Source organism: Bradyrhizobium sp. 141 (genome assembly GCF_023074055.1).
Lineage (GTDB): Bacteria > Pseudomonadota > Alphaproteobacteria > Rhizobiales > Xanthobacteraceae > Bradyrhizobium.
This window is the reverse complement of record NZ_JADPKR010000024.1, coordinates 1-12261: the sequence shown is the minus strand read 5'-3', so window position 1 is coordinate 12261 and position 12261 is coordinate 1. Positions and strand designations below refer to the sequence as shown.

At 67.3% G+C, this 12261-nt stretch carries 8 protein-coding genes and 4 pseudogenes; 1 reads left to right on the top strand and 11 read right to left on the bottom strand.

Annotated features, from left to right (window positions below; genetic code table 11):
• Positions 1–465 precede the first annotated feature (465 nt).
• A pseudogene (locus IVA81_RS07295) lies at positions 466–613 on the top strand (transposase); the annotation flags it as partial.
• Between the two features lie 365 nt (positions 614–978).
• Here the strand turns inward: IVA81_RS07295 and fni are convergent.
• The 11 genes and pseudogenes from fni to IVA81_RS07240 all read right to left on the bottom strand — a co-directional run.
• Positions 979–2028: a type 2 isopentenyl-diphosphate Delta-isomerase gene (fni, locus tag IVA81_RS07290; RefSeq protein ID WP_247314241.1), complete on the bottom strand. Its 1050-nt coding sequence runs from the start codon at positions 2026–2028 to the stop codon at positions 979–981.
• A 114-nt stretch (positions 2029–2142) separates the two neighbouring features.
• Positions 2143–3021: pseudogene (locus IVA81_RS07285) on the bottom strand (hypothetical protein); the annotation flags it as partial.
• Entirely contained in the window at positions 3018–4568 is a 1551-nt protein-coding gene (locus tag IVA81_RS07280) for a hypothetical protein (protein ID WP_247314201.1), read from the bottom strand. The pseudogene IVA81_RS07285 and the gene IVA81_RS07280, both read right to left, overlap by 4 nt.
• A 305-nt stretch (positions 4569–4873) precedes the next feature.
• Entirely contained in the window at positions 4874–5872 is a 999-nt protein-coding gene (locus IVA81_RS07275; protein ID WP_247314239.1) for a polyprenyl synthetase family protein, read from the bottom strand.
• A 137-nt stretch (positions 5873–6009) separates the two neighbouring features.
• Complete coding sequence (locus tag IVA81_RS07270) at positions 6010–7353, bottom strand: cytochrome P450 (RefSeq protein ID WP_247314199.1); 1344 nt, start codon at positions 7351–7353, stop codon at positions 6010–6012.
• Complete coding sequence (locus IVA81_RS07265) at positions 7353–8198, bottom strand: SDR family oxidoreductase (RefSeq protein WP_247314197.1); 846 nt, start codon at positions 8196–8198, stop codon at positions 7353–7355. The genes IVA81_RS07270 and IVA81_RS07265 overlap by 1 nt, the downstream gene beginning before the upstream one ends.
• Complete coding sequence (locus tag IVA81_RS07260; RefSeq protein ID WP_247314196.1) at positions 8185–8475, bottom strand: ferredoxin; 291 nt, start codon at positions 8473–8475, stop codon at positions 8185–8187. The genes IVA81_RS07265 and IVA81_RS07260 overlap by 14 nt, the downstream gene beginning before the upstream one ends.
• 1 nt (position 8476) lies before the next feature.
• Positions 8477–9766: a cytochrome P450 gene (locus IVA81_RS07255; protein ID WP_247314194.1), complete on the bottom strand. Its 1290-nt coding sequence runs from the start codon at positions 9764–9766 to the stop codon at positions 8477–8479.
• Positions 9767–9863: 97 nt separating this feature from the next.
• Positions 9864–11066, bottom strand: a complete 1203-nt coding sequence (locus IVA81_RS07250; RefSeq protein ID WP_247314192.1) for a cytochrome P450 — start codon at positions 11064–11066, stop codon at positions 9864–9866.
• Between the two features lie 153 nt (positions 11067–11219).
• Positions 11220–11412: pseudogene (nifH, locus tag IVA81_RS07245) on the bottom strand (nitrogenase reductase); the annotation flags it as partial.
• Positions 11413–11929: 517 nt separating this feature from the next.
• A pseudogene (locus tag IVA81_RS07240) lies at positions 11930–12073 on the bottom strand (transposase domain-containing protein); the annotation flags it as partial.
• Between the last annotated feature and the right edge of the window lie 188 nt (positions 12074–12261).

Sequence of the window (12261 nt, the reverse complement as noted above, 5' to 3'; positions counted from 1 at the left end):
TGCGCACGAGCTCGCCAGAGTTGTGGATCGTAGATTGGTCTGTATGGTGTCATGTAGATGAGGATGCATTTCCAAGATCAAGGAAGTGCGATGGCTGACCTCCGTATCATTACGTAGGCTGCGATCCGTAAGGACCAGAGACGCAGCCAGCCTTTCCGGGCTACTTGGCGCGCCTCGTTATCGAAACGTCGGTGAGGCGAGCGCGAGCTCCGTGATGCTGCGCCGGCGATATCCGTGAGCACACGTACCAGCACCAGCGGGACTTACCGAACATCCGCGATACGGCCGCGCCGCACCGGCGCGTCGGGCTGAATCCGGAGAACCGCCTGCCTGGTGCCGGTCGATAGCTTTGCCGGGTAAGGGCCGGAGCCAGATCCGACGGTCAAATGGTCTGATTTGCTCTTGCTGAGCTGGCCGCCGCTGCTCACCTTCGCCAGATAGGGGCAGTTACCTACCGTTCAAGTCAGAAGGCGGTTCTACGAGCTCCACGTCAACGAGAGTGTTCGCGTGGCGACACAGACCGTCACGACTGGCCGAGCTATGGGCGATCGAAGCCGATATCCGTGGCCAGGATCCCGCAACTCGAGTGAAAGCACGCCAGGAAAAGTCTGCCTGACCCCAGAGAAGTTACCGGTCTCCTCACGACCGACCGCGCATGACTCGGGGTCAATGTGGATCGCTACTCCTTCATTGCAATGGACTTGCACCATCTACTCCTTGCCGGACTCCCGGCGCACGTTGTTCCGACCCCTTCAGGGGCTCAGCTCATTCGGCGTGGCCGATCACCCCGATCAAAGCATCGACATAGGCGTCGAATGCGGCTTCACTCTCGGCTGTCCAGTCGGGCATGGCGGGGCGCTTCCCTGATCACGAAGCAGCACCCTAACAAATCCGCGACCAGCGCGAATCCCCCCGCATCCGCGACTTTCTGACTCAGTAGGACTAGGCGCCCGCCGCCACGTGCGGGCGACGCCGGCATCAACCGGCGGGCAGATGCGCCGAGGGCAACAAGCGCGCCTGACGCAACGCCGCCAGATCAGCCGAGCCGGTGCAGAAGCAGGCGACGGCCAACTGGCGGATGACGATCTCGAAATGCGCGACAACCGCCTCGGTGGATACCGTAGCCGCGCGCAGCACGCCGGCCGCCTGCCCGGCGATGTCCGCGCCCAGGCGGATGGCCTTGGCCACGTCGACGCCGTCGCGGATCCCGCTCGACGCGATCAGCTTCACCGTTGGCAGCGCCCGACGTACCGCCTGCACGCTGGCCGGGGTCGGAATCCCCCAATCGGCGAACGCCATCGCCACTGCACGGTCGGCGGCATCGCGGGCGCGCTCACCCTCCACCGCGGCCCAACTGGTGCCGCCGGCGCCGGCGACATCGATCACCGCCACGCCCGCCTCGACGAGCGCACAGGCCACCGAGGCGGACAGGCCCGACCCCACTTCCTTGGCCACGATCGGCACGCCCACGCTGCGCGCGGCGCGAGCGATCTGCGCCAGGACGCCGCGCCAGTCGCGGTCGCCCTCCGGCTGTACCGCTTCCTGCAGCGGATTGAGATGGACGATGAGTCCATCGGCCTCCAGCGCATCCACCGCCCGGCGCGCCAGGTCCAGGCCGTCGGCCTCGCGCAGTTGCGCGGCGCCGATATTGGCCAGCAAGGGAATGTCTGGGGCCAGGCGGCGCAGCGCGCGCGTCAGCCCCTGGGAGTTGCGGGATTGCAGGCTCACGCGCTGCGAACCGACGCACATGGCGATCCCCAAGGCTTGCGCTGCCTCGCTCAGATGCCGGTTGATGGCATCGGCGCGTGGCATGCCGCCGGTCATGGAGCTGATCAGCAGCGGCGCGCGCATGGTCTTACCCAGCAGCGAGGCGCGCAGGTCGATCTGCGTCAGGTCCAACTCGGGCAATGCGCAGTGTTCGAAACGAATGTACTCCCAGCCGGCGGCGACCGTGGCCGGCGCCGTTCGCCGATCCAGCACGATGTCCAGATGGTCGTCCTTGCGCCGGCTCAGGGCGGTGTCGCTCATGCTCGCTCCATCCGTCGCATCGGGCGACGGCGTTGCGTCGGATCGGTCCGACGGCAGCGCGCGCACGCCGCCGCCTCCCGCGCGTTCAGGTCGGCGCACGCCGGCCTCCCCCGCAGCGTCGCTGCGGTAGCGGCTGGTCGAGGTCTGGTAGTACTGCGCGCGGATGGCCGCCATGGCCTCGATCAACGGTCCCCACGGCGCGGGAAAGCGTTCTTGCGCCATCACCCGGTGCAGCATGCGCGTATGGCCGGCCAGCTCGTCGTTGAGGAACTCCACCACAGGCATAGCCGGATAGCGCTGCAGCAGCAGGATCGCCGCGTTGTCGGCCTCGCCGGCCGACCTGTCCTTGTCGCGTCCATGCAGATCGTTCTGCAGGCGCCCTATCGCGGAGATGAGCCGCAGGACCTGGCGAAACGCCGGACGCGCGCGCAAGGTCGCCATGTCCAGCCCCCACAGCAACGACAGGCAACAGAACACGTTCGTGTAGGCGATCGAATCGATGCCGTTGTGCAGGTACTCGGCGTAGGACCAGCGTTCCGCCCCTGCCGCCTGCGCGTGTCCGGCGCGCAGCGCCGCGCAGTAACACCGGGTATCGTCGAGAAGCTGAGCATAGTCGCGACGATCGTAGGCGAGCTCGGCCAGCGAAGCGCGCAGCACAGCGCAGCCCTCGAATCCGGGGAGCGCGCACGGCACGCCCTGCCCCAGCGCCTGCTCCACCGCGGCGAGCTGCTCCGGCGCGATCAGGCCAAGGTCGTTGCAATCGTCGAGCCAGAACAGCAGCGCCAGTTCGCGATAGAACGCCACGATCAGCGTTTCGTCCTGCGGATCGCGGCCGGTGCGGGCGCTGGTGTCGCGCAGGCTCGGCTGGATGCGCTGCAGGATGTACTGGCCGCCCCTGACCGCTTCCACGGCATGCTCGTCGGCGAACCCGGTCAGGGAACGCCCCCACTCCAGCACCTGCTGCAGCGCGCGTTCGGTCTGGATCTGGATCATGGCGCCGCTCCTGCTCCCTCGGCCAGGACGCGCCGCCCCCAACGAAGCGCCAGCCACAACCCGGCGAGTTCGGCCACGCGCACGACCCGGGTGGGGCAATACAGTTCCTTGCCGATCCACAGCGGCGTCTGCGGCAATGCATGCGCCGCATGGCGGGCGAGCATCCACTCCAGCGCACGCGCCACCGCCTGCGCGATGCGCCGGCGCCCTGTCGGCTCTTCGCTCCCGTCCATCACGTACAACGCGAACAGCGCATAGGCGGTTTCCTCGAATGTGGACGCGCGACCGGCGCCCCAGCCGCCGTCGTCGCGCTGCGCCTGCAGCAGCGCCGCCAGCACGCGCTCGTCGCGCCACTGGGGCTTGCCTTGCGCCAGCGCAGCGACCGCATGCGCGGTGGGATACAGCCACGAAACGTGCCATTTTTCGTTGTCCCATAGACCGTGCGGGTTGCGATTGGCCTCGACGTAGGCGCTGGTGCCGGCGGCGGGCTTTCCCAACAGTCGCAACGCATGCAGGGCATGGATGTTGGTCGACACCGAGGCATTGCGCTCGCCGGGGAAGGTGACGAACAGCTCGCCGATTTCGAAATGGCGCAACGCATCGACCGCCGGGTCGCGGCCTGCAAGGCGCAGGACGCACAACGCAACGGCGGTGTCGTCCGCATCGGCCGCGAAGTGCAAGGCCGGGCCCAGACCGCGCACGCCCAGGCGGGCGTCAAGCTGCGCGACGATCACGCGCACCGCCTCGGCGAGCGCGGGATGCGCGAACAGCCCGGCCAGATGCAGGGTGTACAGCGACCAGCATGGCTCGAACACATTGATCGGCCAGACGTTGGGAACGACACCTTCGATGCCGCTGCGCGTCGCCCGCGATGCCGCCTGCAGATACGCGTCGGCGCGCCCGACCTGCGGCGTGCTCCCCTGTGTCACGGCGTGCGCACGACACGCGGCGGTGGCCGCCGGACTGATGCCGATGCTGCCGTCGTCATCCGGGCATGCGGTGGTCAGCGACGTCCCCCAGGCTTCCCAGGAGTGCAGCAACGGATGGCCGCTCGGCAACGTCGCCACCGCCCCCAGCTTGACCAAGCACGCTTGCCGCAACGGCAACAGCGCCGGGTGGCGCGGAAACGCCACGCCGCCCAGCAAGGATGCGGCCTCGCCGCACAACTGCGGCAGGATCAGCTCCGCGCCGATCGGCGCGTCTTCCGGCACCGCATGCGCGTAGGGATCGGGCTCGCGCTCGAGGAACCGGGTTGCAGCCTGGACTGCGTCGGCAGCGCCGGGAAGAGGATCGGCACGCTGCAATGCCAGCAACGCCGCCCACGTGGGCGCATGGCGGAACAGCGGGAAGTCCGCGCTTCCCCATCCGCCATCGGCCTGTTGCTGCGCGATGAGCCACGCGTATGCGTCCTGCCGACCGGTGACGTTGCCGTGGAACTGCAGAGCTCGTGCCGTGTCGTAGACGGACGGGCCGACGCTGCCGCCGTCGCTCATCTCGCTCAGCAGGTGGCGCAATTCGGAAAGGATCTGTTCGGACAGCGCGTTCACGCGGGATGTTCCTTCTGCAGACGGTCGACGAGAACCAGGATCAGACAGACGCCGCGCACGTCGCCGCAGGCCCGTCGCGGCCCGGCGCATGGGCAGCGCCGGACGATCGCCCTGCTCCGGCGCGGCGACGCGCCGATGCTGGCGCCGGTCCGCCACATAGGCTTGCGCGCAGCGCGCCGCGTGCGCCGCGGCCGTGCTGGGCAACCGCTGCGATTGGCGCCGCGGACTCGGACCCAGTGCAGCATGCACGCTGCCGCCGGCCGGTCGCTGCGGCACAGGGGGCGACTCCATGCGGACGGGCGCGCTCACGCGCATGGCGCGTGCTTGAACAGATACGCGTTGGCCCGCTGCAGCATCTGCGCCAACCGTTCCGCACGCGGCCCCAGCGGGGCGATGGCCTCCCCGGCGTCGCGCAACAAATCCAGCGCGAACTGGCGCGCTGCCTGCAGCCCCATGATCGACGCGCAGGTCGGCTTCTGCGCCGCCGCGTCCTTGCCGGGGGTCTTGCCCAGCGTCGCGGTATCCGCTGTCGCGTCGAGAATGTCGTCGACCACCTGCAACGCCAGGCCGAAACAGGCGGTGTAGCGATCGAGCGCACAGTACAGCGCAGCGTGCGCGGCATCCTCCGCGATGGCGCATAGCGCGCCCATGCGAACGGACGCGCGCACTAGCGCTCCGCTCTTCATCCGGTGCATCGCCACGATCCTGTCCAGCTCGACGTGCTTTCCGACCAGCGACAGATCCATGGCCTGCCCGCCTGCGGCACCCTCGGCGGACACCGCCTGCGCCAGTTCGCGCACGAGCGCGATACGGTTGTCGCCCGGCGCATCCAGGCTCGCCAGGGTCAGGAAGGCGTGCGCCTGCAGCGCATCGCCGACCAGGATCGCAGTGGCTTCGCCGAACTTGACGTGCACGGTCGGAAGGCCGCGGCGAAGCACGTCGTCATCCATCGCGGGCAGGTCGTCGTGGACCAGGGTACAGGCATGCATCATCTCGATGGCGGCGCCGACGTCGTCGAGCATGTGCGCCGGCGTGTCGGCCAGTGCGCCGGCAGCCAGACAGAGCAAGGCGCGGGTGCGCTTCCCGCCATTCAAGGTGGCGTAGCGCATCGCCGCCATCAGCTCGGTCTCACCGTCGTCTTCGGCGCAGAGAAGACGCGCCAGCGCCTGTTCGACCCGCTTTGCGCCATCCTGCATCCAGATCTCCGGCAGCAGCCTGCCGGATGCGCCGCGCGCCTGGGCGTCCAATCCGCCGAGCGCGGAAACGCCAGTTCGGTCGTCGTGTAGCGTAGAACCGGTCTGCATGTTGTTCATGTCCTTGTACCTGACACGGCCACGGCGAGCGCCGAGCCGCCGCGGTGTTGCTGGCGTCGCACCGAGCGCACGCGCAATGCCGCGCGTCGCCAGCGCCGCTGCCTCGCCACACGGGGATGCGAGCCAGCTCATGAGAATCCGATGCGGATTGTCATGGACGGATGTGCGGTCGGGTAATAGCGCCGGCCTTTTTCGACGCCGCTCAGCAACCGCGGCCGCACCCCGGCCTTGTGCATGGTCAGCGCCAAGGCGATGCAGAACTGCACCAGTTCCAGCCACACCAAGTGGTAGCCGATGCAGACGTGTGGGCCGGTACCGAACTGCAGCATGTCCACCGGCCGGATCGGCTCCGTGCGTTGCAGCCACCGCGCCAGGCGGAACTGATCAGGCGCCTCGTGCAGCAGCGCCGAGGTCGAGAAATGCAGCAGCGGGATGCACAAATGGGTGCCCGCGGGAATGCGCCGTTGGCCGAGTTGCAATTCCTGCAGCGCGCGACGCGGCAGGAGCGTGGTCGCCGGATGCACGCGCAGCGTCTCGCGGAACAGCGCCTCGGCGACCGGACACTGCGCAAGGTCCGCGTGCCGGGTCGGCACCGCGCCCACGCGTTGCGCCTCCTCGACCAGGGCGTCCCACAGCACAGGCTGCCGCGCCAGCTCGATCACCATCCAGGCCATCGTCGAGGCAGTGGTGTCGTGACCGGCAAGCAGCAGCAAGCGGATATTGGCGACCAGGACGTCATCGGAGAGCGCATCGTCGCTGCGATCGAAGGCGCTCACCATGTCGTTGATCAAGCCGGTGCGCGCGGCATGCGCGCGCGCGTCGCGGACGAACTGGCGCAACTGCGCGTCGATCCAGTCGCGGGCGGCGCGGCCGCGCCGCAAGGGCAGTCCGGGCAGGTCGACAGGGGGCGCGACGATCAACTGCAGCAGTTGCCGGTACTTGCGATGCCATCCCGGCAGGTCCTGCGCGGGCATTCCCAGGAGGCTGAAGATGAGCTTGAGCATCAGGTCGCCGGTTTCGCGCAGGATGGTTACGTCGCCGCGGTCGCGCCACGCCTGCACCCGCGCCCGGATGACGGGCGCGAACAGGCCGCCGATGCCGGCCTGGGTCAGCCCCTTGGGCAGGAAGGCCGCCTTGATCGCATCGCGCGCCTGCCGGTGCGCGCCGCCGTCCTGGGCAACCAACGTTCCGCCAAGCAATTCGGGCGCGATCTCTTCGATCAGCGCCGAGGACACGTCCTTGTGCCGGAGCAGTGCGAGCGCATCCGGATCCACGCAGGTCATCAGGTGTCCGGCAGGGCCGAAATCCAGCCAGAAGTGGCTGCCCAGAGTCCGTTCCGCGCGCCGCAGCAGGCGCGGCAGGTCGCAGACGATGGCGGGAAGATGCCCGACCAGGGGAAAAGCGCCGGGCACGACCGGGATGTCGTGCCGCAGCCGATGCCGACGGTCCAGCGGGTTGAGCAGCATGTCCATCAGCAGCGCGGCGCCGCGGCCGCTTCGGCGGTCTCGCCGGCAGGCCGCGCGGCGCGGCTGTTGCCACCATCGGCGTACGTCGGCACATGCGCCAGCATGCCGCCGTCGATGCACACGACCTGGCCGGTGATGAACGCAGCATCGTCGGAGAGCAGGAACCCCACCAGCGCGGCCACGTCCTCGGGGCGGCCGACGCGCGGCAGGAGCTGGTGCCGGCGCAGATGCCGTTGCATGCACTCGTCCAGCTTGGCGAGGAGACGCTCGGTCATGACGAGACCCGGCGCAACCGCGTTGCAGCGGATCTGCGCATGACCGTACTGGGTGGCGAGCGAGGCCGACAGCATGTTCATCGCCGCCTTCGACGCGGCGTAGGACGTCTGCGCGGTGTCACCGCTGAGCCCCTGGCACGACGACATGTTGACGATCGCGCCACCGCCGCGGGCGATCATCCGTGGGATGGCCTGCCGGCAGCAGAGCAGCGTGCCGCGCAGATTGGTCGCCATGGTCTGATCCCAGACCGCCAGGTCCAGGTCGAGGATCGCGCGGTCGCGCGGGGTCAGATGCATGGCGCTCGCGTTGTTCACCAGCAGGTCGACCCCACCGAAGTGCCGCTCCGCCGTCTCGAACAGCGCTGCCACCGCCTGCGCATCGGCGATATCCATGGCCAGAGCCAGCGCGTGGCCCGCTTCGGCCGCGATCTGCGCGGTGCAGGCGATGGCCGCCGAGCCATCAATGTCGGCCACCACCACTCTGCCGCCCTCGCGTGCGATGGCGAGGGCGCATGCCTTGCCGATGCCGGCGCCGGCGCCGGTCACCACGGCCACCTTGCCTTCAAACCGTGCCATCGTGTCCTCCTGGATTGCGTTGCTCGGCCTCCGCCGGAGAAGGCGCAGGGTCGGCGCTGGCGCGCTCGTCATCGCCAGCGTCGCTTTCGATGACCCGAATGGCGGCGACTGGACACTGGCTTGCCGCGAGCCGCACAGCGGCGTGCAGCGCCTGCGGGACCGTCGCCACGCACACTTCGGCCACGCCGTCCGGTTCGCTCTGGCGAAAGGTGCCCGGCAGCGTCAGCACGCACTGCCCGGTGGTTCCGCACAGATCCTGGTCGACCACGACGCGCATCTCAACCCTCCTGCGCATGCAGCCGTACCGGCAGCGCGCGGAACGTCCTAAGGAACACGGAGGGCTCCCGGGTCGGCTGCTCGGCCAATGCCAGCGTGGGGAAGCGCGCCTGGATCCGCGGCAGGCTCTCGGCCAACTGCACCCGGGCCAGTTGCGCACCGAGGCAGAAGTGAATGCCGTGGCCGAAGCTCAGCATGATCTTCCCGTCGGTCGACATGCCAGGACTGGTGCCGTAGAACCGCGCGGGATCGAAGCGGTCGGGATCGGCGAAGGCGTCCGGGTCGCGATTGCCGGCCGCGATCAGCACGCGCACGTCCGCGTTCTTCGGGATCACCACGCCGCCCAGTTCGATGTCGCGCTGGGCGATACGCGGAATGGAGCTGAACATGGCGGGCGCGTCGCAGCGCAGGACTTCTTCGACGAATGCCTCCACGTCCACGGCGTCTCCCTGCAGCCAATGCCGCTGTTCGGGATACGCCAGCATCGCCACGACCGCATGGTCGATGGTCGCAGCAGTGGTTGCGAAGCCGCCCAGCAGCATGCCCCACAGCATGCTGATCAACTCCGCATCCGACAGCGTGTCGGCATCGTCGTCGTGTGCGCCGACCAGCATCGACACGATGTCGTGGCGGGGATCGGTGCGCTTGCGCTGTATGAGGCCGCCGAAGTAGGCCTGCACCCTGGCGCTGGCCGCGTCCGCCGCGGCGAGCTGGGGATCGCTGGCGTGCGGGCTCAGGCCTTCCAGAATGGCGCCGATGCCGGCGGCGAGCCCGAACATGTCGTCCTGGGGCATGCCGAACAGTTCGGCGAATACCAGCATGGGCAAGGCCAGCGCGAATTCCCGATGCAGGTCCACCGGGTCCCCGCGCTCCAGCGCGGGCGCCATGCCGTCCAGGCGCGCTGCGACGATGCGCGCGATGCTCGGCCGCAGGTTGTCGATCTGGCGCATGGTGAAATCGCGCGAGATCAGCCGGCGCAGACGCGTATGCGTCGGTGGGTCCTTCATCGCTAGTGTAGACGCCAGCAGATTGAGTGACAGGCTGGTCGCCGCACGCGGAAAATAGCGCGCCAGTTCGCCCGGCGCCGGTGCCCGAAACGCATCGCCCGTGGCCTTGAGCGCCCAGTAGATGTCGGCGTGGCGGCTCAACAGAAAGAGGCCCGACGCCGCGCGATGCACCGGATCGTGCTCGCGCAACCACCGCATGAACGGATACGGGTCGTTGATGCACGCTGGCGACGCCAGTTCGGCGAAGGCGTCACGGCATGCTGCTGTGGTTTCTTGCACGTCCATCTTGTTGGTTACCTGTTGGCTGGCTGATCTGACCGGCGCGCGCCAGGCGCGCCGCCAAATTGCGGAGAAGATCGCAATTCCCGGCGGCGTCCGCGCATCACCAGAGCACTGGGAACTCCTCGAACCCGCCAGTGATGATCTCCTTGCGCAACTTCAGGTCTTCGGAAGCCACGGCCAGGCGCAGCGCGGGAAAGCGCTGGAAGATCGAACCGAACACCACCTTGAGTTCCAGCCTGGCCAGCGCCACGCCGATGCAGGAGTGCGGCCCGTAGGAGAACGCCAGGTGCGGATTTTCGTCGCGTCCGACGTCGAAGATTTCCGGGTCGTCGAAATGGCGCGGATCGAACGACGTCGCCGGCAGGCCGACCAGCACCTTGCTCTCCGCGGGAATATGCACCCCCGCGATGGTCACGTCGGTCCTCGGATAGCGCATGATGCCGTCCCAGCCCGCGCCCGGCGGGTACATGCGCAGGATTTCCTCCACCGCCTTGTCCGCCAGGGATGGATCGCCAACCAGGCGTTCGCGCTGTTGCGGATGGCGGAACATGGCCAGCAGGCCGAATTCGATCTGCGCGACGGTGCTCTCGTGCCCCGCCACCAGCATGCCCGCCGCCAGGCCGATCGCCTCTTCCTCGGTCGCCTTGCCCTGATCGACCGCCGCGAGCAGATCCGTCAGCAGGTTGTCGCCCGGATCCTGGCGCTTGTCCCGCATCTTGCCGCGAATGTAGGCGCGCAGTTCTTCCCAGGCCAGGCGCGATGCGCTGCGCGGGCCGCTTTCATGCTGGTGCGTCATCACCTCGTCGGACAGCCCGGCGAAAAAGGCGTGATCCTCATAGAGCACGCCCATTAGCGCGCTGATGACCATGGCCGGAAGCGGAAAGGAGAGGTGGCGCCGCAGGTCGGCGGGCTGGGGCTGGGCCGCCAGCGTCTCGAACAACTGCGCGGCGATCGCCTCGACCTGCTGCGCGAGCAGCTTCATCCTGCGGTTGCTGAAGGCCGGCGCCACGATCGTGCGTAACCGGGCATGCTCGCCCCCCTCGTGCGAGACCAGCCACCCCGGCGAACCGAGAATCACCGAATCCGGGGTGAATGCCGCCGGCGGCATTCCCGCGGGCCGGAACGCCGCGTCGGACAGCGCCGCCTTGGCCTCGTCGTAGCCTGTCACCCACCAGCCTTCGTGCCCGGACGGGAAGCGCACGCGGTGGATCGGACCGTTGGCGCGTAGCGCCAACATCTCGGGCGAGGGCTCGATGTGATCCACGCGCCACATCGGCAGCATCGGCAAGGGTTGTTCGGACATGGTGGCACTTCACTCTCTAAGCGATGGAAGGGCGAAGGTGACCGGCAGGCGCTGCGGGCAGCGAATGATGTAAGACGGCATGTAGACGACGTCCTCCGCGGCGTAGCCCGACTCGATTATCAAGTTCGGCCAACGTGTAACTGTCTAGGCATACCGCGCGGCGAGATGCAGAACTTTATCCTGCGCCTTCGAGTTCAGGATAAGATGGGTGTGGTGGGCCTTTGAGTCGCAGCCGACCATCAAGATTTTCTGCGCAAAGGTCGACAGGGGCGGCGAGCCTGTTTGGTAGGGGGCGGTTTCGCCGAGGCCCCTTCCCATAGAATGCTATCTGATGCGGATTTGACATTTTGCTTTTCTTTCTTCGTTCCATCGATCGCGGTGTCATCCACGAAATGAGGATGCAGTCGCTACAGCCGCTTTTGCCGCTTGGTTCTTTGCTCATCATCCCAGCAATCCGCGTGCCACGTCGAATACCGTGCTCGCCCGCATAGCGAGAGTGAAACACGCATGCGCGCCAACAGGTCCGCTGGAATGATCGCAACATTTTGTCAGGTTCGCGACATCGATGCGTATCTATCTGTGACCTGCATAAAGAGGTCGAAGGCCCACATCTAAATCAACATCGAACTCTGATTGAGATGAGCAAGCACTACGATCTCGCATCGAGGTTCACAATTACGACCATCTACAAATAACGAGGCAAAAGTGCTGGGGATCGACAAGAGTGACTTGGGTGGTACTGACCTGCCCCGGGTACGTTCCGGGGACTTGATCTTCGCTCGAAAAACTGGACAGGAGTTAATCCATGTGGCTCGCCACTCTCAAGCGTCCGGTGAAGCCGGTGAAGACCGCGTAGCGGTCACTCAGGCAGCTTTTTCGGCTCGCTTGTTTCGGTCACGCCAATTCCACGGAAGCAGTTCGTCGAGCTTTTGGGCTGGATGTGCGGCGATGCGCGCCAGGACGTCGGCGAGCCAGGCTTGAGGGTCTACGTCCTTCATCTTCGCGGTTTATGCCGACTGCCGAACTATGCCGAACGAGCTTGTTTTCCCTGAGATTCACTGTGAGCGGCGTGTAATTGGCTCGGCATAGTTTGTCTTGATCGGGATAGGGGGACGTCTCGCGACGCCACCCCTCCCACACCACCGGGCATACGGGTCCGTACCACGGCGGTTCGATCGAGTTAAGCCGGCACAGG

Bases quoted from the DNA above. Each gene is read 5' to 3' on its own strand.
- IVA81_RS07260 (WP_247314196.1), bottom strand. From the start codon at position 8,475: ATGCGCGTCGTGGTCGACCAGGATCTGTGCGGAACCACCGGGCAGTGC.
- IVA81_RS07255 (WP_247314194.1), bottom strand. From the start codon at position 9,766: ATGGACGTGCAAGAAACCACAGCAGCATGCCGTGACGCCTTCGCCGAA.
- IVA81_RS07265 (WP_247314197.1), bottom strand. From the start codon at position 8,198: ATGGCACGGTTTGAAGGCAAGGTGGCCGTGGTGACCGGCGCCGGCGCC.
- IVA81_RS07250 (WP_247314192.1), bottom strand. From the start codon at position 11,066: ATGTCCGAACAACCCTTGCCGATGCTGCCGATGTGGCGCGTGGATCAC.
- IVA81_RS07275 (WP_247314239.1), bottom strand. From the start codon at position 5,872: ATGCAGACCGGTTCTACGCTACACGACGACCGAACTGGCGTTTCCGCG.
- fni (WP_247314241.1), bottom strand. From the start codon at position 2,028: ATGAGCGACACCGCCCTGAGCCGGCGCAAGGACGACCATCTGGACATC.
- IVA81_RS07270 (WP_247314199.1), bottom strand. From the start codon at position 7,353: ATGGACATGCTGCTCAACCCGCTGGACCGTCGGCATCGGCTGCGGCAC.